General features: G+C 38.1%; 26 protein-coding genes and 3 pseudogenes. 13 read left to right on the forward strand and 16 right to left on the reverse strand.

From position 1 onward, the window contains the following. The first annotated feature begins 10 nt into the window (after positions 1 to 10). Positions 11 to 1,372: an acetyl-CoA carboxylase biotin carboxylase subunit gene (gene accC / locus AC4CU0_RS07975; RefSeq protein ID WP_180005521.1), complete on the forward strand. Its 1,362-nt coding sequence runs from the start codon at positions 11 to 13 to the stop codon at positions 1,370 to 1,372. 71 nt (positions 1,373 to 1,443) lie between these two features. Here accC and AC4CU0_RS07980 read toward each other — a convergent pair whose 3' ends face one another. Beyond that, entirely contained in the window at positions 1,444 to 1,926 is a 483-nt protein-coding gene (locus AC4CU0_RS07980; protein WP_180064171.1) for a hypothetical protein, read from the reverse strand. A 251-nt stretch (positions 1,927 to 2,177) separates the two neighbouring features. On the opposite strand from AC4CU0_RS07980, the pseudogene AC4CU0_RS07985 reads away from it, so the two are divergent. Then, a pseudogene (locus AC4CU0_RS07985) lies at positions 2,178 to 3,609 on the forward strand (GGDEF domain-containing protein). 24 nt (positions 3,610 to 3,633) lie between these two features. On the opposite strand, the gene AC4CU0_RS07990 reads toward AC4CU0_RS07985, so the two are convergent. Together AC4CU0_RS07990 and AC4CU0_RS07995 are read right to left on the reverse strand one after the other, a co-directional pair. Next, entirely contained in the window at positions 3,634 to 4,794 is a 1,161-nt protein-coding gene (locus tag AC4CU0_RS07990; RefSeq protein ID WP_180005519.1) for an MFS transporter, read from the reverse strand. Between the two features lie 246 nt (positions 4,795 to 5,040). Further along, positions 5,041 to 7,011, reverse strand: a complete 1,971-nt coding sequence (locus AC4CU0_RS07995; RefSeq protein WP_490747071.1) for a glycine betaine transporter — start codon at positions 7,009 to 7,011, stop codon at positions 5,041 to 5,043. Between the two features lie 527 nt (positions 7,012 to 7,538). On the opposite strand from AC4CU0_RS07995, the gene AC4CU0_RS08000 reads away from it, so the two are divergent. From AC4CU0_RS08000 to AC4CU0_RS08010, 3 genes are all read left to right on the forward strand, one after another. Next, positions 7,539 to 8,099 (forward strand): lipocalin family protein, encoded by a 561-nt coding sequence (locus tag AC4CU0_RS08000; protein ID WP_180111330.1) that lies wholly within the window; start codon positions 7,539 to 7,541, stop codon positions 8,097 to 8,099. 176 nt (positions 8,100 to 8,275) lie between these two features. Continuing rightward, a complete protein-coding gene (locus AC4CU0_RS08005; RefSeq protein ID WP_078193451.1) occupies positions 8,276 to 8,509 on the forward strand; it encodes a DUF2171 domain-containing protein in 234 nt (77 codons plus the stop codon). A 383-nt stretch (positions 8,510 to 8,892) separates the two neighbouring features. Beyond that, positions 8,893 to 10,106 (forward strand): IS3 family transposase gene (locus AC4CU0_RS08010; protein WP_490742892.1). Its coding sequence is split into 2 segments (ribosomal slippage): positions 8,893 to 9,220 and positions 9,220 to 10,106, totalling 1,215 coding nucleotides; the frame shifts between segments, so codons are not numbered across the junction. Positions 10,107 to 10,166: 60 nt separating this feature from the next. On the opposite strand, the pseudogene AC4CU0_RS08015 reads toward AC4CU0_RS08010, so the two are convergent. The 6 genes and pseudogenes from AC4CU0_RS08015 to AC4CU0_RS08040 form a co-directional block, all read right to left on the reverse strand. Continuing rightward, positions 10,167 to 10,292 (reverse strand): annotated as a pseudogene (locus AC4CU0_RS08015) (putative metallopeptidase); the annotation flags it as partial. A 296-nt stretch (positions 10,293 to 10,588) separates the two neighbouring features. After that, the gene (locus AC4CU0_RS08020; RefSeq protein WP_180115730.1) at positions 10,589 to 10,798 is read right to left on the reverse strand and encodes a cold-shock protein; all 210 of its coding nucleotides are present in this window, start codon (positions 10,796 to 10,798) and stop codon (positions 10,589 to 10,591) included. 366 nt (positions 10,799 to 11,164) lie between these two features. Next, a complete protein-coding gene (locus tag AC4CU0_RS08025; RefSeq protein WP_490742893.1) occupies positions 11,165 to 11,434 on the reverse strand; it encodes a hypothetical protein in 270 nt (89 codons plus the stop codon). A gap of 127 nt (positions 11,435 to 11,561) precedes the next feature. Then, on the reverse strand, positions 11,562 to 11,948 hold the full coding sequence (locus tag AC4CU0_RS08030; protein ID WP_490742894.1) for a hypothetical protein: 387 nt from the start codon (positions 11,946 to 11,948) through the stop codon (positions 11,562 to 11,564). Between the two features lie 271 nt (positions 11,949 to 12,219). Further along, positions 12,220 to 12,435 carry a cold-shock protein gene (locus AC4CU0_RS08035; RefSeq protein WP_067766972.1) on the reverse strand — a complete coding sequence of 72 codons (216 nt, stop codon included), beginning with the start codon at positions 12,433 to 12,435 and terminating at the stop codon, positions 12,220 to 12,222. A gap of 96 nt (positions 12,436 to 12,531) precedes the next feature. Beyond that, positions 12,532 to 13,401 carry an IS982 family transposase gene (locus AC4CU0_RS08040; RefSeq protein WP_490742895.1) on the reverse strand — a complete coding sequence of 290 codons (870 nt, stop codon included), beginning with the start codon at positions 13,399 to 13,401 and terminating at the stop codon, positions 12,532 to 12,534. 232 nt (positions 13,402 to 13,633) lie between these two features. Between AC4CU0_RS08040 and AC4CU0_RS08045 the strand changes: the two are divergent. After that, a pseudogene (locus AC4CU0_RS08045) lies at positions 13,634 to 14,856 on the forward strand (IS256 family transposase). Positions 14,857 to 15,016: 160 nt separating this feature from the next. On the opposite strand, the gene AC4CU0_RS08050 reads toward AC4CU0_RS08045, so the two are convergent. After that, on the reverse strand, positions 15,017 to 15,247 hold the full coding sequence (locus AC4CU0_RS08050) for a hypothetical protein (RefSeq protein WP_078190858.1): 231 nt from the start codon (positions 15,245 to 15,247) through the stop codon (positions 15,017 to 15,019). 236 nt (positions 15,248 to 15,483) lie between these two features. Between AC4CU0_RS08050 and AC4CU0_RS08055 the strand changes: the two genes are divergently transcribed. The 4 genes from AC4CU0_RS08055 (at position 15,484) to AC4CU0_RS08070 (ending at position 17,559) form a co-directional block, all read left to right on the forward strand. Continuing rightward, on the forward strand, positions 15,484 to 15,960 hold the full coding sequence (locus AC4CU0_RS08055) for a CinA family protein (protein WP_180007802.1): 477 nt from the start codon (positions 15,484 to 15,486) through the stop codon (positions 15,958 to 15,960). 79 nt (positions 15,961 to 16,039) lie between these two features. Then, entirely contained in the window at positions 16,040 to 16,657 is a 618-nt protein-coding gene (locus tag AC4CU0_RS08060; protein ID WP_490742896.1) for an aminotransferase, read from the forward strand. An 89-nt stretch (positions 16,658 to 16,746) separates the two neighbouring features. Then, the gene (locus AC4CU0_RS08065) at positions 16,747 to 17,142 is read left to right on the forward strand and encodes a transposase family protein (RefSeq protein WP_490742816.1); all 396 of its coding nucleotides are present in this window, start codon (positions 16,747 to 16,749) and stop codon (positions 17,140 to 17,142) included. Between the two features lie 72 nt (positions 17,143 to 17,214). Further along, positions 17,215 to 17,559, forward strand: coding sequence for a transposase family protein (locus tag AC4CU0_RS08070; RefSeq protein ID WP_490742815.1), 345 nt, complete (start codon positions 17,215 to 17,217; stop codon positions 17,557 to 17,559). Positions 17,560 to 17,640: 81 nt separating this feature from the next. On the opposite strand, the gene prpC is transcribed toward AC4CU0_RS08070, so the two are convergent. Both prpC and prpB read right to left on the reverse strand, forming a co-directional pair. Continuing rightward, positions 17,641 to 18,777: a bifunctional 2-methylcitrate synthase/citrate synthase gene (gene prpC, locus AC4CU0_RS08075; RefSeq protein ID WP_180051268.1), complete on the reverse strand. Its 1,137-nt coding sequence runs from the start codon at positions 18,775 to 18,777 to the stop codon at positions 17,641 to 17,643. 3 nt (positions 18,778 to 18,780) lie between these two features. Beyond that, the gene (gene prpB / locus AC4CU0_RS08080; protein ID WP_180145808.1) at positions 18,781 to 19,665 is read right to left on the reverse strand and encodes a methylisocitrate lyase; all 885 of its coding nucleotides are present in this window, start codon (positions 19,663 to 19,665) and stop codon (positions 18,781 to 18,783) included. 239 nt (positions 19,666 to 19,904) lie between these two features. Between prpB and AC4CU0_RS08085 the strand changes: the two genes are divergently transcribed. The 3 genes from AC4CU0_RS08085 (at position 19,905) to AC4CU0_RS08095 (ending at position 22,159) form a co-directional block, all read left to right on the forward strand. After that, positions 19,905 to 20,558, forward strand: coding sequence for a TetR/AcrR family transcriptional regulator (locus tag AC4CU0_RS08085; RefSeq protein WP_111883702.1), 654 nt, complete (start codon positions 19,905 to 19,907; stop codon positions 20,556 to 20,558). Positions 20,559 to 20,670: 112 nt separating this feature from the next. After that, positions 20,671 to 21,591, forward strand: a complete 921-nt coding sequence (gene argF, locus AC4CU0_RS08090) for an ornithine carbamoyltransferase (RefSeq protein ID WP_078193464.1) — start codon at positions 20,671 to 20,673, stop codon at positions 21,589 to 21,591. 91 nt (positions 21,592 to 21,682) lie between these two features. After that, complete coding sequence (locus tag AC4CU0_RS08095; RefSeq protein WP_180109203.1) at positions 21,683 to 22,159, forward strand: hypothetical protein; 477 nt, start codon at positions 21,683 to 21,685, stop codon at positions 22,157 to 22,159. A 50-nt stretch (positions 22,160 to 22,209) separates the two neighbouring features. Here the strand turns inward: AC4CU0_RS08095 and AC4CU0_RS08100 are convergent, their stop codons facing one another. The 4 genes from AC4CU0_RS08100 to AC4CU0_RS08115 all read right to left on the reverse strand — a co-directional run bounded on the left by AC4CU0_RS08100 (position 22,210) and on the right by AC4CU0_RS08115 (position 26,110). Then, on the reverse strand, positions 22,210 to 22,563 hold the full coding sequence (locus tag AC4CU0_RS08100) for a YnfA family protein (RefSeq protein ID WP_180110966.1): 354 nt from the start codon (positions 22,561 to 22,563) through the stop codon (positions 22,210 to 22,212). A 76-nt stretch (positions 22,564 to 22,639) separates the two neighbouring features. After that, positions 22,640 to 24,916 carry an ATP-dependent Clp protease ATP-binding subunit ClpA gene (gene clpA / locus AC4CU0_RS08105; RefSeq protein WP_180007808.1) on the reverse strand — a complete coding sequence of 759 codons (2,277 nt, stop codon included), beginning with the start codon at positions 24,914 to 24,916 and terminating at the stop codon, positions 22,640 to 22,642. 12 nt (positions 24,917 to 24,928) lie between these two features. Beyond that, a complete protein-coding gene (gene clpS / locus AC4CU0_RS08110) occupies positions 24,929 to 25,342 on the reverse strand; it encodes an ATP-dependent Clp protease adapter ClpS (RefSeq protein WP_180051274.1) in 414 nt (137 codons plus the stop codon). 18 nt (positions 25,343 to 25,360) lie between these two features. After that, positions 25,361 to 26,110 (reverse strand): hypothetical protein, encoded by a 750-nt coding sequence (locus AC4CU0_RS08115; RefSeq protein WP_180110949.1) that lies wholly within the window; start codon positions 26,108 to 26,110, stop codon positions 25,361 to 25,363. Positions 26,111 to 26,150 lie beyond the last annotated feature (40 nt).

Raw genomic sequence — 26,150 nt, forward strand, 5'->3', positions numbered from 1 at the left:
GGGAATCACAATGTTGCAAAAAGTTTTAATTGCAAACCGTGGTGAGATTGCGCTCCGCATCACCCGCGCTTGCAAAACTTTAGGAATTAAAACCGTAGGGATTTATTCCGATGCCGACAAAGACCTAATGCACTTACGCTTCTGTGACGAAGCAGTGTGTATTGGACCAGGTGCCAGCAGCGAAAGTTATCTCAATATCCCTGCCATTATTACAGCGGCTGAAATCACCGGTGCAGATGCCATCCATCCAGGTTATGGTTTCTTATCTGAAAATGCTGAGTTTGCAGAAATTGTAGAAAACTCAGGTTTTATCTTTATCGGCCCGCGTCCTGAACACATTCGCTTAATGGGGAACAAAGTTTCTGCCATTATTGCGATGAAAAAAGCTGGTGTACCGACTGTTCCGGGTTGTGACCATGCTGTAACGATTCACAATGCTTTGGCAGAAGCTAAAGAAATTGGCTTTCCATTGATCGTAAAAGCAGCTTCTGGTGGTGGTGGTCGTGGTATGCGTATCGTTGAACGTGTAGACACGCTACTCGAATCTGTACAAGCCGCTCAACGTGATGCGGAAATGTGGTTTGGTGACGACACCGTTTATATGGAACGTTTCCTTCAAAAGCCACGCCATGTCGAAGTGCAAGTTCTTGCAGATGGTAATGGCCATGCAATTCACCTTTATGATCGTGACTGTTCATTGCAACGTCGCCATCAAAAAGTGCTTGAAGAAGCGCCTGCACCGGGTTTACCTGAAGAAGCACGTGCGCATATTCTTGAAGCATGTGTAAATGCTTGTAAATTGATGCAATACCGTGGTGCGGGTACATTTGAGTTCTTATTTGAAGAAGGTGAATTCTTCTTTATTGAAATGAATACTCGTGTACAAGTAGAACATCCTGTTACTGAGCAAGTAACTGGTGTGGATATTATCGAGCAACAATTACGCATTGCTGCTGGCTTAGGTTTGGATCTTCAACAAGAAGATATTCAACTTAAAGGTCATGCGATTGAATGTCGTATTAATGCAGAAGATCCATCTACATTTATGCCTTCACCGGGTAAAATCGACCATTTTTATGCACCGGGTGGCGCAGGTATCCGATTAGATTCTCATATCTATCAAGGATATAGCATCCCACCATACTATGATTCAATGATTGCAAAACTCATTGCGCATGGTAAAGATCGTGAAACCTCTATTGCGCGCATGAAACAAGCTCTGGAAGAGATTATCTTAACTGGCGTGAAAACCAATATTCCGCTACATAAAGATTTGATTCTTCAAGATAAAAATTTCTGCGAACAAGCAATGGATATTCACTATCTTGAAAAGCATCTATTAAAGAAAGTCGAAGGACATGAAGAGAAATAAAACTTCAGTGTCAAAAAAACCACTCAAATGAGTGGTTTTTTTATTTTCATAAGAAAGATCTATAGTCATACTTAAGGTAAAACTCGACGCAATGTCGCAAAACACTGTTGACCCTGATCATTGGCACAGAAATTAATAACAGATGGACTTTTCCACTTTACAAAGTACTGTGAAATTTCGCCGGTTTGATCTTGAATATTGCCCGAACAATCCATCTGATTATTGTCATATTTCACTTGTAAAATCAGTGCTGGAATTTGCACATTCGGATCTTGCGCAGGTTGATAGTCATATACCCCAGATGACCACTCTTCACCGCTTTTGATCACAACATCATTATTGCTCTTAAAATTATAATATTCAACGCACTTTTTATTGGTCGGAATTTCCATACCCCATAAGCCGACCAATTCAGAACGTGTTGTCACCCTAAAGCTATTCACCGCTTCAACTTGATTTTTAGCCTCTGAATTTTGAGTTGTATTCTTATTATCTGCCGCCATCACCAACGATGAACTCAACATGAGTAAAACTGTAAGATATGCTATTTTCATACATTTAATCAGTCATATAAATCATGCTCTTAAAGTAACACATTTTTTTACAAATCCGCGGTTTATCACATTTTCATAACAATCATTTTTCCTATTTATCCAAAAAATCAATCTCGGTTAACGAAACTACAAATCAGCTAAATGCCAAACAAATCACACTATTTACAATAAAATAATATAAAATCTTTTTTATCGTTTAATATACGAAAAAAACGAATTCTCCCATATTTAACCTAGGCTTACATAAGCTAATGAAACTGCATTCGAATAGTCTTGCTACGCTTAATGCAAGCCACAGCATGGCTTTTGTAATAGTCGCTGCAGTTATTCTTTGCTGCTGCTTAATCGGTATTTTCACCCGCCCATTAAGCTATTTAGCGATTTTTTGGCCTGCCAATGCAGTGCTATTAGCATTATTCTTAAGGTTCCCTAAACTGAGTAATCTGGGAGGATGGTTAGGTGCATTTACCGGTTATATGCTCGCAGATTTAGTGACGGGCAATTATTTCCAACTCACTTTATTTCTCACTTTTTCAAATTTAACCAACAGCATGGTATCGTTATTTTTTATGCGATATTTTCAGGTGAACTATCAAAACTATAATAAAGGTTTCACCTTTCTGACCATGATTGTCATCATCGCCTGTGGTGGATGCCTTGCAGGTGCTCTTTTTGCTATTTTCACTGTGCCTTATATCCCCCAACACGTTTATGTCGACCGATCGATTGTCGATTGATTTTGGTATGTGGTGGATTACTGAAATATTAAATGCGCTGATTATATTACCGCTTATTCTGTCTTTTCCTAAACTGGCCGATCTTAAACTTTATTTCAAAGATCGACGTCATCAAAGCTTTCAGATCAATAAAATATTTCCGGCAATTGCAGTTGTCTTCTGTGTATTTTTAACAGCCGTTTCTACAGGTCCAGGGGCAATTCTCTACCCTTTAGCGGCTCTAATTTGGGCAGCATTAACCTATCGATTATTTACCTTATCCCTAATTAATGCCGTAGTCATTTTAGCGACCTATTACAATTTAAATGCCTTCTATTTACATGATTCATCACTCACCTACTTGTCTACAGCCATTTCTGTACGCATTGGCCTTGCCATGCTGATAATCGCTCCATTAATTCTTTGTATTATTAGCCGCAATCGGCACGAACTATATAAAGAGGTTTTATACCTTGCAAATCATGATAGTTTAACGCATGCGATGAATCGTCGATATTTTTTCGAGCAAGGTGAGCTTTACCTACAAAACCAAATTCAGCTTAACTTTTCCATTATCATGATGGATATTGATCATTTTAAAAAATTAAATGATCAATATGGGCATTATGTCGGTGACCAAGTTTTACAAGAATTTTCGAGTATTGTGCGTAAGAATTTACGTGAAACTGATTTATTTGCACGAATTGGGGGAGAAGAGTTTAGTGTATTACTCACAAACATTGCTGCAACTGAAGCTCAAGGTATTGCTGAACGCATCCGAAAAGTCGTTGAAACCACACCTATTTTCATTGATGAACAAAATACGATTTATATTACGGTGAGTATTGGTCTGATTCATCAGTCTTTGCCCAATGCTCCAAGTTTGCAAAGTATGATTAATCAAGCCGATCAGGCCTTATATCAAGCCAAAGAGCTCGGCCGTAATCAGGTGATTTTAGTCCATTGAGACTTATCAATATACTGAATTGCTTCAAGCTGGCTTTTGAATCGTTTTAGGCAAGCCCACGACCAAAAACATGGCAGGTAGAACCGCCAGTCCTGCGATCATAAAAATAACGGGTCCCGAAAGCATGTCCCAATATCGACCTGCTAAAATACTGCCACTCGCAACACCTAAGCCCCACATGGTACTGTATAGCGCTTGACCTCGCCCTTGTTGACTTGCGGTAAAATTTTGAAAAATGATTCGCATCGCGATTAAGTGGAATAATCCAAAACTGAAGGCATGAATCGTTTGCGCAGCAAATTGAGTGATAAACACCGCCGGATATAAGCCTACAATCAACCATCGCATCCCTGTTAGCCCCAAACAAATGAGCACTAAGTTACGCCAAGAATATCGATTAAAAAAGACATTGGCATAGGCAAACATAATGATTTCCGCAATGACTCCGACAGACCATAAAAAACCGATTTGGCTCGTCGAAAAATCAGCCTGCTTAAGGTAATTGCTATAAAAACTATAAAACGGTGCATGCGAAAAGAGCAGAAAAAATTCAATGATAAAAAAACTCGCTACAATAGGCCGTTTTAAGATAGGCCAAAGTGGTTCAAGTTTTTTCTGTGAAGATGGTGCAGTAGCGGGCTCTTTAATCGTAAATGACCAAATAAATGCGAGAAATGCAATGCATAACAACATGATAGGAAGCATGGAAACAGGTATTATTTCTAGCAAAGCCCCTATTCCAAATACCCCAACAATGAAACCAACTGATCCCCATTTTCTGACTTTTCCATAAAGTTCTGCACGACGCTCAGCGAGCCAAAATAAAGTTACTCCTTCAAATTGAGCCAATATGGCATTTTGAAAGAAACTAAAAACCAGCATCAGTAATGCAACAGACTGAAAACTATTGGGAATTATAAAAATCAGAAACCAAATACAGGCTTCCATCCATGTTGCTATTCGAACTAAAAGCATGCGCTTGCCGGATTTATCTGCAATCCAACCCCAAATAAACGGTGCAAAAAAACGTGTGACAATTGCAATCGAAGATAAAATACCTATTTCTTGATAATTAAACCCTTGATCCTCTAGATACAAACTCCAATACGGCATGAATGTACCCACTATTGAATAATAGAAAAAGTAGAATCCACCGAGTTTGGAATGGATTGGAATGTTAAGCATCAAGCTGTATTCCTTTGTATTTACAATAGGTTATAAACTTTTCAGAGTTGTATACTTTTGCATCTAAAAGGCTTGGTTAGGATATGGCGAGTATACAAATTTATTTTAATTAAATTATTTCAAAATTTGTATAATTTTATCAAAATATCAAATTTCCTCATTATTCTATTTATTAAACAATATGTTATTTTTACTTATAAAACTTTCATATGTTAATAAAAACCGCCCATTTGGGCGGTTTTTTATCTATTGGTTCTTGGTTCGAACTAAATTTAAAAAATGCAGATGACGCTCATATTGATCAATGACATCTTGCAAGATATCTTCTTGCGTCCATTCGATGATGTCATAATTTTGACCACCTTCCCTCAAAAATACTTCAGCTTGATAATCTTGCGTAATTTCTCCTGAATCAATCATAAAGCTTGGTGTATTTTTTTCTTGGACAACTACTTGGTAGATAAAGTTAATCTCATCTTGATGGTTTACACGAAGCTGCAAGCCATCATCTATCGTGTTTACCGTCACATCTAAATGACGACGCTTAAACTCTTTCTGTAGATTTGAAAATGCCTGGCTTACCGTTGTATCAATATATTGTTCAACTTCTTCACGTGTATGCGGATAATGCATAATCAATCCTAAACGTTGCTGCCAACTTCTTGGATTATGAATTGCTCTAGGTGTAATACGCGCATCCTGTAATGCTTGCATCTTGGTTGCATCTAAATGTAGAGCCTTGACTAAGCCCCAGCAAATTAAAAGCATTACGAAGGTGAATGGTAGTGCACTTAACATTGTTGCAGATTGTAAAGCTCCTAAACCTCCTGCAAACAACAAAACAATCGCAAGAACAGCCATTAGAGTTGTCCAAAACAATCGTTGCCAGGTCGGAGAGTTTTCAGATTTTGCAGTTAGATAGTCTGTAACAAGTGCACCAGAGTCAGCTGAAGTCACAAAAAATAGCATAACCAGTATAGTCGCAACAAAACTCATCACGCCTGAGAATGGCAAGGTTCCTAAATATTCAAATAACGCAACGGATGAATCTCGTTGCACTGCAGAAATCAGCGAGGTGTTCGCTTCGTTTAAAATACTATAGAGTGCAGCGTTGCCCATCACTCCCATCCAGATCAGCGTGAAGCCTGTTGGAATAAGTAAAACGCCTACAATAAACTCACGAATAGTACGTCCTTCAGACACACGCGCAATAAACATACCTACAAATGGTGACCATGAAATCCACCATGCCCAGTACATAATTGTCCAACCACCGATCCAACCATCAGACTGGTAGGCATATAAATTAAAGGTCATATTGAACAAATTTGAAATGTATTGCCCCGTGTTTTGGATAGTCGTTTGCAATATAAAAATGCTTGAACTAGCAAAAAATACAAATAGCAACAGCACTAAAGCTAAGCCCAGATTAATCTCTGATAATCGTTTAATACCCTTGTCTAAGCCTATAAATACAGATAAAGATGCCATAGCTGTAACAATGACAATTAAAATAAGCTGCGTCGTCGTTGAATATTCAATTCCGAATAAATAATTTAAGCCAGAGTTAATTTGGGTTACACCAAAACCTAATGTCGTTGCGACACCAAATACTGTACCGATGGTCGCAAAAGTATCCACACCATCTCCAATTGGACCATAAATTTTCTTTCCAATAAGAGGATATAAAGCAGAGCGAATCTTAAGAGGTAGATTATGTCTATATGCAAAGTAAGCTAACGCCAAGCCAACAATTGTGTAGATTGCCCAAGCATGAAGCCCCCAATGGAAGAATGTTACGCGCATTGCTTGCTGAGCTGATTGGATAGTTTCTGGTTCACCGGTTGGAGGTGATACATAGTGCATCACTGGCTCCGCGACACCGAAGAACATTAAGCCGATACCCATACCAGCAGTAAATAGCATGGCGAACCAGGAGCTATTACTATATTTTGGCTGACTATGATCTAAACCAAGTTTAATTTTACCCATATTTGAACAGGCAATATAAATAAGCACTATTAGAAAAATGGCTACAGATAGCACATAGAACCAACTGAATGAGTTTGTAACCCATTGATTCAGTTGTTTAGTTATTAAATCAAAAGCATTGGGAGCTAAAAATACAATGGCAATAAAAATGCCAATAATAACAACTGTGCTAATAAACACATTGGGATTCACATTGGAATACCATGACGGTTTCAATGAAGACATACCTTCCCTATTCCGTTTTATTTGTAAGACAGATCTGAATTGATCAAAGAGATATCCGCTATTTGCGGAAGAAACAGGCTTGTATTGAAAAGTGCTGGCATTTTCATTTTCGTTTGAAAATTTAAAGCTGACTCGTTCAAAGCCGTTGTTTAGAGTTTGAGCATTTTATCATATTTTTAGATATATAATCCAATATTAAGTAGTAAAGCAAATTAAGAAAACGATCCATAATCATAGTTTTCAATTTTTTTCTTATTTGACGCCCCGTTTATTCTCTACGGAATTGATTTGCTAATGTAGAAAATACTCATCGTTTTGCTAAGATTAAGCATTTATTCTTTTCTAGAGTTTATAAGATTACGTATAAATTTTGTTGATCTTATAAAACGAGTATTAAACACACTTAATAAATTTTAAAGCTGAAACAATGATTAAAGATCAAATACTTAATACATAAAAAAAACAAAATGAGCTGAAAAGCAATTTATAGTAATTAATACACTTTCAAATTAAAGTAGGCTTATAACATGAATTCAAAAACGCGTAAGATTCTTTTAGCTGGTGGTGCAGTACTTATTGCAGGTTCATTGCTCTCAACGGCAAATGCAAATACTACGGAAGTTCAAGCGGTACCAAAAGTAGATTTAAATAAATATCTTGGTACTTGGCATGAGATTGCACGTAAGCCGCTATATTTCCAGAACAAATGTGATTACAACGTCACTGCTAAATATTCTTTAAATGAAAATGGTAACGTGAAAGTAGATAATAGTTGCTATAGTGCAGACGGCAAACTTAACCAATCAATTGGTGAAGCATATGTTCAGAATGCGCCAGCCAACTCGAAACTTAAAGTGAGCTTTTTACCAAAAGCAATTCGTTGGTTGCCAGTAGGCCGTGGTGATTATTGGGTTCTAAAAATTGATGATGACTATCAAACTGCATTAGTTGGGTCACCAAATAAAAAATATCTTTGGGTGCTCAGCAGAACTGCTAACCCCAACCAAGCCACAGTTGACGAATACCTAGATTATGCAAAATCTATCGGTTTTGATTTATCAGATCTCATTAAGACTCAGCATAAATAAGTTATTTAATAAGTCCCATTCTTGGGGACTTATTTCTAAATAATACAATGTAATTTATCTGGTCAAGAACGTAAGAATATAAGACCCTTTGTATCCCTTCTATTTTAATCCCTGATATCAGCGTCTATTTACGATAGGCTGAATGCTCACTCACATTGAAATAGGATAATATTCTAATGACTACTATTAATGTTGAAAATATTAAGAGCCATGCAGATGTAATTGCTTCATGTGGGACTAAAGTTGGTGAAGTAGACCACTTGCAAGGTTCGGATCAAATTAAACTGACTAAGCATGGTGATGGTCATCACCACTTAATTCCAGTTTCATGGGTTGGTGAAATTACAGACAATAAAATTGTACTGACTAAAGACTCTCAAGAAGTTAAAGATAATTGGATTGAAGCTTAAAATCCTAATCCTAAAAAAACCCTCTTAATGAAGGTTTTTTCATATCTGCTGTAATAATCATTGGAGTAAGTTAGTCTTTATCTAATGTATGAGGTGTTGTCGTCTCTTCATTTTCATTGCTGTCTTTTTGCTGGCAACCTACCAGCCCCAATACGAATACCACGCTTATAATGGCTAACGTTTTCATACTTTAGGCCTATATATTTGTTAAAACTCTACACTAACAAAGCATGACGATTACTGTGTAAATTTATGAAAATCATTGATGAGATAAATAATAAGAAAGTCTTTAAATAAAGTTTTTCATATATGTATTAACCCCCAATTAAAACGGACACTCACAATTAAGACCTAGGCATAGAACTAGAGTTAAGGAGTGTCTTATGGAGCGTATTGAAGTTATTACATCTGTTCAGCGTCGTATACGTTATACAGGTCAAGAGAAAGCACAGTTTGTTGCTATGACCATGCAACCAGGATCATCAGTTTCTTCCGTTGCCAGACAGTATGGAATTACTCCAAGTTTGCTGTTTAAATGGAAGAAACTTATGCAAGATGGTGGAGTAACTGCCGTGGAAGCGAATGATCAAGTCGTGAGTGTTACAGACTACAATTCATTATTAAAAAAAGTAAAACAGCTTGAACAAATGCTCGGTCGAAAGACCGTTGAAGCAGAAATTCTTAAAGATGCTTTAGAGATTGCACAAGCAAAAAAGTACATATCGCACATGCCCTTATTACCACCCGACGCTACCCAACACAACAAATAGCACGAACACTCGGTGTGTCGAGATCGAACTTGTATCGTCGTTTGAAGCAACCGAATATGAAGTCTCGTTCGAGGTATAACAAGGCAGATGATCACATTCTACTTCCGATGATTCGGTATATTTGCGACCAACGACCAAGTAATGGCTATCGGCGTGTTACAGCTCATCTCAATCGCAATTTACAGGCGAGTAATCTAATACTGAAGCAGGTAAATCATAAGCGTATCTACCGTATCATGAAACATAATGATTTACTCCTCACTCGATCTGAACCTCTTCAAAACGATCGTACACATGAGGGAAAAGTCATTATGTCAAAATCGAATATGCGTTGGTGTTCCGATGGCTTTGAAATTAAATGCTGGAATGGTGAAAAGGTACGAGTGATCTTTAGCCTAGACTGCTGTGATCGTGAGATCATGAGCTATGCAGCAACGACTGCTGGCATCAGTAGTGAAATGGTGTGTGATGTAATCGTACAAAGTATGGAACGACGTTTCGGTGTAGTCTCTCATCTTCCACATATGATTGAATGGCTTACAGATAATGGTAGCTACTACATCGCCCATGCAACACGTGTATTTGCTCAGTCGTTAGGGTTTCGTATTTGCACAACACCTATCCGTAGTCCACAGAGTAATGGAATGGCTGAGGCTTTCGTCAAAACTTTTAAACGGGATTATGTGTATCTGAATGATGTACCTGATGCACAAACAGTTATGCGATGTTTACCCAATTGGATTGAAGATTACAATTGCAATCATCCCCATAGTGGGCTAAAAATGAAATCCCCTCGGGAGTTTCGATCGCTAAAATTAGCAAGTTAACTGTCCGTTTTTACGGGGGCTAATACAATATATTAATGATTGTCTAGATTATGAAGTTATCCCTACATTCAAATAATTATCTTTCACCCAGGCCAATAATTCTTGTGCTGCTGCAAGACGTATGGCGTCTTCTTCCTCGGCCTGATCAATCAGATCTGAAGGTGGGAATGGTCTAAAGTATTCCAAGTTTAGCTCCTATTATTGAGAGTGACTTAATCCTGCTCTAGCTTCGACGATGATTTTTTGAATTTCTTCCCGTCGTTGTTTCTTCTTTTCATGGTAAATCCACACAGAAGAAATCAACACACTTATAATTAGTCCGCCAATCAGTACTTGTAGTCTTGTAAAGATCATTTTTATTGCTCTTATCATGAAGTTTTCATTTTAATTAAGCATTTAAATATTAAAACTTAATGGCAATTAATGACAAAAACCCGCCTTTGAAAGACGGGTCAATACATAATATGTTGAGTAAATATTTTTTAGAGAATTTGAATATTGCTGGCTTGCTTGCCTTTCTTACCATTTGTAATTTCAAACATTACGCGCTGACCTTCCTCTAGTATTTTATAGCCATCGATTCGTACTTCACTATAGTGTGCAAATAATTCTTCACCAGTATCGGAAGCAATAAATCCAAAACCTTTTGTACCGTTGAACCACTTCACTGTCCCGTTTGTTAAATTAGACATTCATATTTCCTTTAAGTAATTATAAGTTTAGAAATTGCTGTAAATATTGATTAATTAACAAGCATATTCAATATAACCAATAATCCTTAAATATGAGGATACAACTGTTAGATCTATGTGAATCAAGTTCTTGTTTTATTTTGCAATTACGCACAAAAGTGATAAATTTCTCTCATATTAAGGTAATAATCAGATATAGATTGTAATATTCGATCATTCACACTTTCCATAAATTGATGAAAAAAGCCCCACATATACATGTGGGGCTTCACCCAATTCATTTGCGCTGATATGAGCCAGTAAATTATAAAGCACTTTAATTAAAATATGTATTCAAAATATATCTTTAAAGCTAATTAATATAAACTATCGATTCAACTGCGTGTATGCCCATTTTAAAAATTTATCTTTATCATGAAAGTTTGGTACATTGATTAAGTGAATAAAACTCACTGCTCCAAATTTACCCGCAATCTTTTTAGGATCAACAATTTCAAAATCATTGTCATTACCTAAATTAAGTTCTTTGAAAAACTCCAGAACCTTGTTATGCAAACCTTGCTGTGAATGTTCAGTTCGCTCTATCAGAAAATCATAAATCTGGCTTAAAACATGTAATTCAAAATTTTCATTCATGACTTTCTTCTCATAATTGTTAAGGTTGAAATCCCAAACTAACGGTTATTATGAGAAAATTAAAGTAATCTAACATCCTGAAACAATATGCTTTGAAATATCTAATTTAAGATAACTCATGTTTTTTTTAAGCTTTTAGCCAGGCCTTTGCCCGCCCCATATTGATATCTGCAAGTTCAAACCTGTGAAATCGATATCCCAATTCTTCAGCATGGTCATAACGATCCATATTCCAAGCCTTCGTTGCAAGTTTGCCTTTACGACCTCCAGACCATGGACCAGTTGCTATTTCAATTTGCATGCGATGTTCGATGAGGTGTAAATCAAAACGCCAATGTTTGGTACTTTTGAAATGAAAGTACTCCTCATACTTCATTTCCATCCGGTCTAATATTTCTTTTAACCCCTCGAATGCTTCTAAGTATTTTTCACTGGCTTTAGGTAAAGGCCTGGTGCGTGGTTTCTTTTTGGGACGTATCTTTTTGGTTAGCGCTTTATATACATCAGGCTGCATATTTCACCCAATAAAAAACCTCCCGGAGGAGGTTAATTTAATTGCATGTAAAAATTAAAATAACTTAAATATTTTTCCAGTTTTATCACTGTAGAAATGCATATCAAAGCTAGGCTTAATTATTTCATCATCTATATTTAGATAACGGACGCAATCCCCAAAACTATTTGGCTCATCAGATGACTTTTCGCACATAGCTTCTATGTGTATAGACAGCGCCATGTTGATCAACCACATCTAACATTACTTTGTTTAATAAAGTTTCCATGTATTAGCCATCAATCCCAACGATTTCACTTGCTTGGAAACCACGTTGACCTTTTGATACGCTAAATTGTACACGCTGACCTTCAGCAAGTGATTTGAAACCACCTGAAATGATTTGAGAAAAATGAGCAAAAACTTCTTCGCCGTTATCAGCCGCGATGAAACCGAAGCCTTTAGTATCGTTAAACCACTTAACAGTGCCTGTAGTTAAATTTGACATAATAATTTCCTTTAATAATATTTAATATAGAGTTCTTGAAAAAATTAAGAAAATAAATAATTAATTTATAAATAATTTAATTAACCCGAATCCCGCTTAAGCCAATGATTCCATAATTTGAATTGTTGGTTTATTTTGATGATTAAGTTGATATGCACATAACGATGCGTAAATCCCACTCAGAAATCCATGAATACTACGAGCTTTACTCGTCATTAAATTGTATTGTCCTTTCAATAAGCTGAATAACGTTTCTATCTTATTTCGTTGTCTTAAGTGATATTCATCTGATGCAGATAGTTGGATGGATTGCATGTTTTTTCGATGGTAAGTAATCAAATCAATACCTTGATCTTTTAACCTGCTTTTTAGTTCCTGGCTGATATAACCACGATCTCCATATAGCTTTGCTTCTAAGCCGTCAGCCAATTGCTCAACCATTTTTATGTCAGCTATATGCCCATTTGATAAAGCAGAACAAGCGATTTCACCAAATGGGTTCATCGCAATATGTAGCTTACAGCCATAAAACCAGCCCATCCAGCTTTTACCACGAGATGCTATTTGAGCTAATGATTTATGGCGTTGAATTCGTTGATTTTTACAGACTGGCAAAGTCGTTGAATCAATCCACAAATATTGGGTATTTTGACCTTTCATCAGAGCCACATGTAAAGCATGTATTGCTAATTGGTGCATATTGATCAGATGAATCATCCGTTGGTAACATGGTAAGCTTTTAAACAAATGTCTTTTATCTTCTTTTAACCATGTGAAAAAGGCTTTGAAATTGCTGAAATAAGAACATTTATACCAAATGGCAATAAAGCAGATTTCTGAGATCGTCAGATGAGTACGTCTGATTCTTAAAGAATGGTTATTTTGTTTGAGAAAGTTCCAATAAGTTGCTTCAAATTTAAGAAAGAAATCATCAATTACGCAGAATAATTCGGTACTATTGAACATTAGGACTAGAGTTGTGAGTTTTGTGTGGTAACTCAACTGATGGCTCTAGTCTTCTTATTTTCAAGTTTATTTCTTATCCGCGATTCGGGTTAAATAATATCTGGGGGATTAAATAGCTGTTAGTCGAATAGCGAAGACGACACGATCAAGTGGTCTAAAAGAGACTGTAATTTAAATTGTGTAATTGCCTGAATTTGCTACCTTCATATTCACAACGGAGTCAGGCAATATGATGAACGAACAAAAACTAAAAGACCTTGCAGCAGAATTTGCTAAAGGAATCAAAACAGAAGACGATCTCAACCAATTCACCCGATTGTTGACTAAACTCACTGTTGAAACAGCTCTCAATGCCGAACTTACCGAACATCTCGGACATGAAAAAAATGCCCGTAAATCTGGCTCAAATTCACGCAATGGTTATTCTAGTAAGACTGTACTTAGCGATGATGGGGAGATTGAGATCACCACACCAGGTGATCGTTATGGTACTTTCGAACCTCAGTTGATTAAGAAAATCAGACCCGTATCACGCAAATGGATAACCAGATTCTATCCCTTTATGCCAAAGGTATGACCACCCGTGAAATCGTTGCTACCTTCAAGGAAATGTACGATGCCGATGTATCTCCAACGCTCATTTCCAAGGTGACTGATGCCGTCAATGAGCAGGTTGCTGAATGGCAAAACCGTCCGCTGGATGTAATCTATCCCATCGTTTATATGGACTGTATTGTGGTTAAAGTCCGTCATAATGGCAGTGTCATCAACAAGGCTGTATTCCTTGCCTTAGGCATTAATCTTGATGGACACAAAGAACTGCTCGGCATGTGGATGGCTGAGAATGAAGTTGCCAAGTTCTGGCTAAATGTTCTGACTGAGCTGAAAAACCGAGGGTTGCAGGATATTCTGATCGCCTGCCTTGCAAAGCAGCGCTTCTCAGGACTAAAAGGCTTTCCTGATGCCATTAACAGCGTATACCCGCAAACCCACATCCAGCTGTGCATTATCCACATGCTACGCAACAGCTTGAAATACGTGTCATGGAAAGATTACAAGGCGGTCACTCAGGATTTAAAAGCCGTTTATCAATCACCCACTGAAGAGGCAGCCTTGATGGCCCTAGATCAATTTGCCCAAACATGGGATGACAAGTACCCACAGATCAGCAAAAGCTGGCGTACGCATTGGGAGAATCTGAATACCTTCTTTGCTTATCCAGCCGAGATACGCAAAGCCATCTACACTACCAACGCAATCGAGTCATTAAACAGCGTAATACGCCAAGCGATCAAAAAACGTAAAGTCTTTCCAACGGATGATTCTGTACGTAAAGTGATTTACCTGGCCATTGATGCAGCATCTAAAAAGTGGAATATGCCGATTCGCGACTGGCGTTTAGCCATGAGCCGCTTTATTATTGAATTCGGTGACCGCTTAAGCAATCACCTTTAAATTGATGAAAAGCAATTACACAAAATTATTTACATGCTCCATTAAAAATACATATCTCCTTTAAATCTAGATTTATATATAAATTTGAATCAGGCAAATACAAAAATACAGTTCCCAACTCAATGAGAACTGTATTATTAATACTACAAATTGATCGAAATTAAACAGCAAGTACTTTCACAATAATGGTTTGCATGTCTTCATTTTCTTCAGCCAAATAAACACGCTTTAACTCTTTACTTTTCACTTTGAATTGATGATTTTGATACTGAATTACAGCCGGAATTTGATCAAAATACAGGCTATCTGCGTCTAATTCTTCTTGAAAAAGTGGCGTGCCCAATTGATAGTCTAGGCTTTTTAATACTACATATTTAACAGTCGTTTTCATTGAAATAAACCTACTTTTGTTACGCTCTTTATTTTAAGTTTTAACATCGTTTTCCTTCCGAAAAAACCTTTATTTCATATTTTCGTACAGCTTCTAAGCAATCACGCTATTTTTGTGAATTCCACAACACCCACAGTACCAACTTAGACTTTTAGTGAAATTACAGGCGAGCGGAATCAATGCTAAAATTTTAAGAATACTAATGATCATTCACCATTCTACTTTGGGGTAAGCACATGCTTAAACAGTGTTGCGATGCTTTAGAACAAAAATCCATGACTATCGCATTTATCGAGAGTGCAAGCTCTGGTTATTTATGTAGCCAATTTTCAATTTATAAGAATAGTGGTGCAGATATCTTGTTAGGTGGTCTGGTCAGCTATGATCCGTCGATCAAGCGTGAAATTTTAAAAGTAGATCCTCTACTGATAGAACAATATACGGCCGAATCGGCAGAAGTGACTCAAGCGATGGCTGAGCACGGACAACAGCTTTTTTCACGTGCAAACTTTGTGGTTGCCTGCACTGGATTACTCAAATCCGGTGGCAGCGCAACTGTAGAAAAACCCGAAGGAACATTTTATATTTCAATCTTACATGACAGTCGTATTTATAATTACCACTATTTTATTTTAGGTACAGCTTTAGAACGCTTAGATCAGTTAACTGAAAATGTTGCTCACAGTGTATTAGACATCTTAAATGCAGAATAAAACATACATAATCTTCATATTTAAATATCATTTTGCATAGCATACTGTATTGAGAAATTTTTCTCATCAGGACAAGAAAATGCAGCTACGTCATTTCAATGCATTCGCAATTAGCACACTACTGTCCTGCTCTGCTTTGGCTACGGTAGGCGGCCCTCAAACCATTGAGGTTTTAGGTTTTGATAAAAAAGACCAAAAAATCTATTTAATGCGTCATTTTGAAGATGGTCGTGGTCGTTTACCACAATTATATTATTATCAATTAAATAGCCAAAAGCCGACGCAATTAATTACAGTGAAGTCTTTATATATTAATCCTAAGACAAAACGGATTGATTACGACCAAGACAGTGCCCAGTTTGATAAAGAAATCGCGAAAATTAAAAAGCGTTTAGCCAAACTAACACCAGTAAATAACAATAATGCCCGAATACAGTTATTAACGACCATGAATGGCACTGCAAAATCTTGGTATGACCCGAATGAAACCATTGATAAATGGACCTATCAATATCGTATTAAAAATTCGCAGTATAAAAGCGCCATACAAAAGACTGAGACGTATAAAGAAGGTTTAAAAATCTCTAAAACTTATCGTGTAGTGCAAAAGCCTTTTTATTTAGTGACTGTTAAATATCTAGGGATTCCATTTGAAACGGGATATAGCGTCGAAGATCCAGTTTTATTAACCAAATAGATTAGATCTCTTTCATAAATCAAAAAACGATCTTCTTTTTGGTTAATATTTGCACTCCGGATTTCTTAGCATTCGTGCATAATCTGCGGATGAAATACATCGATTCAAACAAGCTTTCTGATCCTCAGTTCAAGCGATACACAGGCATCTCATGGTCAACTTTCTATTTGATGGTTGAGCAATTGAAGAAACATGTCCCTGCCAAAGGCAGACCGCCCAAGTTAAGCCTGGAAGACCAGGTTCTGCTCTGTCTAACCTATTGGCGGGAATACCGAACCTTATTTCACGTTGCGACGAGCTACGGGGTTTCAGAGCCCACAGCCTCAAGAATTGTCCGTCATGTTGAAGACTGCCTGATTCGGTCCAATCTCTTTAATTTACCCAAAGATTTACCCGAGGGCGAAGGCATCGATTGGAATGTTGTGATCGTGGATGCCACAGAAATTCCAATCCAAAGGCCTAAAAAAACAGAAGAAAAGCTATAGCGGCAAGAAAAAGACCCACACTTTCAAAGTACAGGCCATCATTCATTATCAAACTCAAAAAATCCTGAGTTTATGTACGAGTCGTGGTGCCTACATGATTTCGAACTCTTCAAACGTAACTTGAATCAGATTCCTGCAGGTGCATTTATCCTTGCGGATAAGGGTTATCAGGGAATTTATACAGTGTATCCAAATAGCTTGTTGCCATTAAAAGCAAAGAAGCGCTGTAAACTGGATTCCGAACTAAAAATCTATAATCAGGAAATCAATAAAAGAAGAATTGGAATTGAGCATGTATTTGGCAGTTTGAAAACCTTCAAAATTCTTGCTGAGCGATATCGCAATCGAGGCAAAAGACTAGCATTAAGATTCAATCTAATTGCTGGAATTTATAACTTGGAGCTGAGTGAAAAATGACTTATGAAAGAAATCTATTGTTAAATTAAATAACAAATAATAAAAAAGCCTCTTTTGAGGCTTTTTTATTTCACTTTAAAATTATGCAGCAGAACGCTCTGCAATAGGCACAACTTTACGTAGTTCAGGGCCCGTATAGTCCGCGCTTGGGCGGATAATACGGTTGTCTGCACGTTGTTCCATCACGTGTGCTGCCCAACCCGTTACACGTGACATTACAAAGATTGGCGTGAATAGTTTGGTTGCAATATCCATGAAGTGATATGCTGATGCATGGAAGAAGTCTGCATTACAGAACAATTTCTTCTCGCGCCACATCACTTCTTCACAGCGAACTGATACAGGATAAAGTACGGTATCACCGACGTCTTTAGCTAGGCGCTCAGACCAAATTTTGATGATGCCATTACGCGGGTCATTGTCTTTGTAGATCGCATGACCAAAGCCCATGATCTTTTCTTTACGCTCAAGTTTGCCGAGCATTTCACGTTCAGCTTCTTCTGGAGACGTCCAGTTTTCAATCATTTCCATTGCAGCTTCATTTGCACCGCCATGTAATGGGCCACGTAGTGAACCAATTGCACCTGTGATACATGAATGCATATCTGACAATGTTGATGCACATACACGCGCTGTGAATGTAGAGGCGTTAAACTCATGCTCTGCATATAGAATCAGTGATACGTTCATCACTTGCTCATGCAATTCATTTGGTTTTTCACCACGAAGTAAATGCAAGAATTGAGCGCCGATTGAATCATCATCGGTGTTTTCTTCTACACGTACGCCATCATGGCTGAAGCGATACCAGTAGCAGATGATCGCAGGTAGTGTTGCCAAAATACGATCTGCAACATCTTGTTGTTCAGCAAATGACTGTTCTGTTTCAAGGTTACCTAACATTGAAACGCCTGTACGCATTACATCCATTGGATGTGAGTCCGCAGGAATACGTTCTAATACTTCTTTCAACGCTTGTGGCAATTGACGCAATGATTTGAGTTTAGCTTTGTATGCTGCTAATTGTTCTGTTGTTGGCAATTCACCAAAGAAAATCAGGTACGCAACTTCTTCAAACTGACAGTTTTCTGCCAAGTCTTGAACGTCATAACCACGATAGGTTAAGCCCGCACCGCTTTTGCCTACAGTTGAAAGTGCAGTTTTACCCGCTACTTGTCCGCGCAGTCCTGCGCCCGTGAGTACTTTTCCTTCAGCCATTTTTTATTTTCCTTCAGTGAACAATTTATCTAATGTGTTTTCAAAAGTGTGATAATCGAGGAATTGATAGAGTTCTTTTCGTTGTTGCATTTTATCCAGTACATTGACTTGTGTACCTTCATTGCGGATCGCATGCATTACTTCTAGTGCCGCTTTTTGCATTGCACGTGTTGGTGATAATGGGTAAAGCACCATTGAAATGCCTTGCTCACCTAGTTCTTCTTTGGTGTAGTAAGGGGTATCACCAAACTCTGTAATGTTTGCCAGTACAGGGACACCAACAGCATCGCAGACAGTTTTGTACATGGTAATATCAGTCATTGCTTCAGCAAAGATCGCATCAGCACCTGCTTCTACACAGGCACATGCACGGTCGATCACTGCTTGCAAACCTTCTTTTTGTAATGCATCTGTACGCGCCATCACCACAAAGTTTGAATCGGTTTTTGCATCTACAGCAGCTTTAATACGGTCAACCATTTCTTGTTGTGACACGATTTCTTTGTTCGGACGGTGTCCACAGCGTTTTTGCGCGACTTGGTCTTCGATATGAACCGCTGCTGCACCCGCAGCAATCATTTGTTTCACAGTACGAGCAATGTTAAATGCACCGCCCCAACCTGTATCGATATCGACAAGTAATGGCGTATCTACACGTTCAGTAATACGACGAACATCTTCCAAAACATTGTCTAAACTGGTCATGCCTAAGTCAGGTAAACCATATGAATAGTTCGCAACACCTGCACCAGATAAATATATGGCTTTATAGCCAACTTCTTTTGCCATCATTGCTGCATAGGCATTTACTGTGCCAATGATTTGTAATGGTTTTTCGATTTCCAATGCTTGTCTAAATCTTAAGCCTGCAGACGTTTGTTGTGTCATATTCCTTTCCACGGCATTTACTTTAATTTTCGAAGTTTGAGTATATCCATATTTTTTTCCAACTCTATGGCTTTGTAGAATATTAACTCTAAAACTTTAGTCAAATATTTCACTTGTCACCTATCTGTTGTTATTCTTTAGTCAAAGATCCCTTATTTATGAGCAAAGCAGAAAAGTACTGAATTTTTTGCTATAATTATCGTCAGCTCAGATCTTTTTTTGTTAAATATTATCACTTTATGCAAGATTTAATACACATTGAACCTTTAACGCATGACCAGCCACAAACGCGGCGCGGACATGAACGATGTGTTGCGCTTTTAGAAAGTGCTACGGAGCTTTTTTTAAAACGTGGTTTTGATGCAGTTTCATTAGATGACATCGTGAATCATGCAGGTGGTTCAAAAGCGTCAATCTATAAATATTTTGGTAATAAAGACGGATTATTTAAGGCCATTTGTGACTATCGTCGCTGCTTATTTTTCAAAGATATTTGCCTACCATTTACGGTGAGCCCTGACACCGATATTCGTGCTTATCTCATCAATACTTTAAGTGACTTTCATCAGCATATTGTGATGCCTGAAAATGCTGCATTTATGCGGTTAGTTTTAGAACAAACTGGACGTAATCCGGAAATAGCACGTTATATTCATGAGCAAGGTCCGAAACAAATTCAGAACACCGTTGCGGAAATTTTATATCAAGCACATCAACACGGTTTGCTGTATTGTGAAAACCCGCTGTTTTCGGCTCAATTTTATTTTGGAATTTTGCGAAATTTAGAATGGCGCGTTCTCATGGGCATCACCATTGATGAAAATGATCAAGAAACCATCAATTACATCAGTTATTGCGTCGATCGTTTCCTAGACGGTCACCAAAAGCGCTAGATTTTTTGCAATTTACCTCTCTTATAGTATATTAATCGATTCCTTTTTCTCTAACCAACCAACAACTAATTGTTGTTTTGTTTTTTGATTCAGCAATTATTGTGGAGTAACAATGGCTCTACGTCACTTTCTAACTTTACGCGATTTATCGACTTTAGAACTTAACCAAATTGTACAGCGCGGTATCGAACTCAAGCGCAAACAGCATAACAATGAAGTTTTCCAACCTTTCGTTGGTAAAGTCATGGGCATGATTTTTGAGAAATCGAGCACCCGTACACGTGTATCGTTTGAAGCAGGAATGAGCCAATTTGGTGGTAGTGCAATTTTCCTTTCATCTCGCGACTCTCAATTAGGGCGTGGCGAGCCAGTAGAAGATTCTGCACGTGTGATTTCAAGCATGCTTGATATTGTGATGATTCGTACTTTTGGTCATGACATTGTTGAACGTTTTGCTTCTTATTCAAAAGTTCCTGTCATCAATGCATTAACAGATGATCACCACCCTTGCCAATTACTTGCCGATGTTCAAACATTTGTTGAACACCGTGGTTCTATTGAAGGTAAAACGGTTGCTTGGATTGGTGATGGCAACAATATGTGTAACTCATATATTGAAGCTGCTCATATGTGGGGCTTTAAATTAAAAATCGCTGCACCTAAGGGCTATGAACCTAAAGCAGAATTTTTATCTGAATTTGCACACTGTGTGGAACTTGTTGATTCTGCCGAAGATGCTGCAGTTAATGCAGATTTAATCGTTACAGATGTTTGGGCAAGTATGGGCCAAGAAGAAGAGCAAAAAATTCGTGAAAAAGCGTTTGCTGATTATCAAGTGAATGAACGCCTGATGGATCTTGCTCACGCTGACTGCCTATTTATGCACTGCTTACCTGCGCATCGTGGCGAAGAAATTTCTGAAAATATGCTTGATCACAAAAATGCCGTGGTTTGGGATGAAGCTGAAAATCGCTTACATGCACAAAAAGCACTTGTTGAATTTTTAATTAACGAAAATCTTAAAAAAGACTAAGGTTTTACTTAGATAAATGAAGCACCTTAGGGTGCTTTTTTTGTTTTTGCGTGCTTTAATAAAACCATAACTTTTATAAGTGATTTAAAATATGCACATTCAAAAACGCTTTTTAATTTTAGTCTCTTTGGGCCTAAGCACCGTTACATTTGCAGCATCTCCAACTGAGTTAGATCAATACCTCGTAAAAAAAGGAATTTTGGATGCTTCATATCAAATTAAAAATAAGACAGCATTAGATGAAATACTTTCTGCCATAAGTGACGAAGACTCTCGTACTCTTCCTTATCAAGTTGACCAAAATATGTTGATGGAAAAAATGGAAGTTTCAGCAGATAAAATAGAGATCGAAGGAATTATCACCACACCTGACTTTACACAATTTGCAGAATCGGTGGGTCAACAGCAAGTCAAACAACTGATCAAAAAGAATTCTCTACAAAATTGTGAATTGTTATTTGAGCATCAATTTCAACGTGTAAATCCATATATATTAGAAATGGATTTATCTTCACCTCAACAGAAATACGAAATAAAAATCCACAATGCTGAATGTAAATTTAAATAAACATCTGATTTCTTATAGCTCTTGGTTTAACTTCTGCAATGTTTTTTAACTTAACGAATTAAACCTTGAGGCTGTAATGCAATCACAGCTGCACCCACCAATACAATGATGCCACCTAGCATATCCCAACGCGTTAGAGTTACGTGATCGACAAAACGCAACCACAGTAATGCAGAGAAAATATAGATTCCGCCATAGGCTGCATAGATACGACCCGAAGCTGCTGGATGCAACGTCAATAACCAAACAAATGCAGCCAATGCAAGGGCTGTAGGAATCCATAACCACTGCGATTTTTGCTGATTTAAAATCAAATATGGGAAGTAACAGCCTAAAATTTCCATCAGTGCTGTTAGTGCAAATAAACCAAATGTGGTCAGCACTTTTGTTAATGGTATATCCATCATTGAGAAATCCAAATCTAGCGTCGAATAAATATAAAAAACCCGTGCAAGCACGGGTTTTTGTTAATTAAATTGATTAAGCAGGTTCAGCGGTTTGGTCTTCAAACACTTCGAGTTTTAAGCCCACAGCTTTACCATTTTCTTTCTTCACTGAAACAGCAACATTGCCGCCATGTTCCGCAAGCTCACCAAACAGAATCATTTCAGCAAGCGGTTTTTTCAAATGCTCTTGAATTAAACGCTGCATTGGACGAGCGCCCATCAAGCGATCGTATCCTTGCTCTGCCATCCATTCGCGTGCATCTTGATCAACTTCAAGAACCACTTTCTTATCATCTAACTGTGCCTGAAGCTCTGTTAAAAACTTATCAACCACACTTTCAATGACAGTTGTTGGCAATGCTTTAAATTGAATAACACCATCTAAGCGGTTACGGAACTCCGGAGAGAAGGCTTTTTTCATCGCGTCTTGGTTGTCATTACTGTTATCTTGATCCATGAAACCAATGCTCACACGTGAAATTGATTCTGCACCAATATTCGTAGTCAGCACTAACACGACGTTACGGAAGTCAGACTTACGACCATTGTTGTCCGTTAATGAACCATGATCCATAATTTGAAGTAACAAATTAAAGACATCTGGATGCGCTTTCTCAATTTCGTCTAGTAAAAGTACGCAATGCGGATTTTTATGAATCGCGTCGGTCAACAAACCACCTTGATCAAAACCTACATAACCCGGAGGCGCACCAATTAAACGAGATACGGCATGACGTTCCATGTATTCCGACATATCGAAACGTACAAGTTCAACGCCTAACAATTTCGCCAATTGCTTAGTGACTTCAGTTTTACCCACACCTGTAGGACCCGCAAAGACAAAATTACCCACTGGCTTATCTGGTGCTTTTAGACCTGCACGAGATAATTTAATCGCAGATGCAAGCGCTTCAATCGCTTCATCCTGACCGAACACCACACGTTTCAGATCACGCTCAAGATTTTCAAGGACGCTCTTGTCATCTTTAGACACAGTTTTCGGTGGAATACGGGCAATTTTCGAAACGATATCTTCAATGTTTTCAACTGAAATGACCGTATCATCTTGCTCAGCTTTTAAACGACGCTGCGCACCAGCTTCATCAATCACATCAATGGCTTTATCAGGTAAGAAACGATCATTGATAAATTTCGCTGATAGTTCAACCGCAGAAACCAGCGCTTGATCTTCGTATTTCACATGATGGAATTCTTCAAATTTGCCTTTTAAGCCACGCAGAATATCAATCGTTTCTGAAATAGATGGTTCATTGACATCAATTTTTTGGAAACGACGAGATAAAGCATGATCTTTTTCAAATACTTGGCGATATTCTTGGAAAGTCGTTGAACCGATACAACGCAAAGTACCATTCGCCAAAGCTGGTTTGATGAGGTTCGATGCATCCATCGTGCTGCCCATACTTGAGCCTGCACCGATGATCATATGAATTTCATCAATAAATAAAATAGCTTCGGGCTTTTTCTTCAATGCATTTAACAGTTGTTTTAAACGCTTTTCAAAATCACCACGGTATTTAGTCCCTGCAACTAAAGCACCAATGTCTAAGCTAAACACTTCTGCATTTTCAAGCGGTTTAGGTGCTTTACCATTTACAATGAGCCAAGCCAATCCTTCAGCAATCGAAGTTTTACCTACACCCGGATCACCCACCAAAAGTGGGTTGTTTTTACGGCGACGGCATAGAATTTGAGCTGTACGTTCAATCTCTTTTTCACGACCAATCAGTGGATCTGTTTTGCCTTTTTGAGCTTCAACATTGAGATTGGTCGTATATAGCTCTAATGGGCCAGAATTTGAAGACGTGGTGTTTTCACCATCGAGCTCTTCAATTTCCTCTTCAGCTTGGACTTCATCTTTACGTGTGCCATGAGACAAGTACTGCGTTAATGTCAAACGGTTGATTTGATGGCGTTTAAGTAAATACACCGCAAATGAATCACGCTCTGAATACATCGCAACTAAAATGTCTGCACCTTCTACAGTGCGGTCATTACCACTCGATTGCACATGGAAAATTGCACGCTGCAAAATACGATCAAAACTTTCTGTAGGATGTGGTGCTTGATCGCTATTTTCGCCAAGCTTAGGGGTATGTTGTTCTACGTATTCTTCAAGTTCTTTGCGAAGCACAATAATGTCTGCGCCACATGCTTTCAATGCATTAACAGCGGAATCATTATCCAGTAAAGCCAATAATAAATGTTCTACCGTCAAAAATTCATGTCTCTTTTGACGAGCCATGCTGACAGCCAAACGTAGTGATACTTCTAATTGACGACTGAGCATGTAATCCCCTTATTAATCTTTTGGCTCAATCTGACAAAGTAATGGATGACTTTGCGACCGAGCGTAATTATTGACCTGATTTGCTTTAGTCTCTGCGATGTCTCGCGGATAAACCCCTGCAACACCCTTTCCTTCATAATGTACAGTTAGCATTACTTGAGTGGCTTGGTCAAGATTCAAAGCAAAGTATTGTTGTAAAATTTCAATTACAAAGTCCATTGGAGTGTAATCATCGTTCATTAAAACGACAGCATACATAGGAGGACGCTTTAACTCAGGTGGCGCAGTCAATACTTGAATGTCTGAATCACCATCATCCTGCATACCTTGGCTGAGAGTCGGGTTTAGATGCCAGTCCACTAAACCAGATTGGTAAAATGAATTTTTAATGTCAGATAAACACGTTTGACGCTTATTGGTTCGCATAGGATTTAGGTTTCACACTTAGTTTGCACTTGCTTCAGTTTGAGGAATTTCTGAAAGGAAAGCAGATTGATTTTCAACAGGCTGACCTTTCGACCAGCTAAAACGGCGAATAACGGGTTTAGAACCGCTTAAACGCACTTCAATAAAGTCTGGACTAAAGCCTTTTGGCATGGTCCAACGTCCAGTGAGTCGCTCACTTTCGCTAAAGTTAAAGTTTTTGTCTTCTAAAGGCACTGCAAGTACTTCTGTACCCTTAATTAGACGCAGCTCAACACTTCCAGACACATTACTTTTTGACGGACTTACTTGAACGAGATCAAGTTGGTATTCATACGCATTTTCAGGTAACGGTTTAATCGCTAAATGTTGTACTGCAAGCGGCATACCACCACGTTGGCGCAATACTTCACGATACAAAACACCCAAATTACCGGTTAATTCTTGATCATCACGTGCTTTTTTAACAGCCAAATATAAATCATTTGAATTACTTACAGCGACATCACGCTCTTGAATTGCCGCATTCAAACTTTTATTCAGGCCTGCTAATTCATTTTTTTGCTTTTGCACCACATCAACCAGTTGCTCTGCATCTGCATCATATCCGACCACAGTTAAGCCCTGACGATGACCGATACTATATCCGAGCAAACCGCTGCTCAATGCAAGTACAACTGCACCAATCGCCAGTGGCATATTCGTCTTCATAAAAGGCGTTTTTTCACTGTTTTCTGGTTCTGACTTGAAATTAGATTCTGTATTCGACATCGTCATCTCTTATTTTTAGTTCACTCAAGGCACACATTTA

The sequence above is a fragment of the Acinetobacter sp. LipI_15 genome (genome assembly GCF_058242865.1).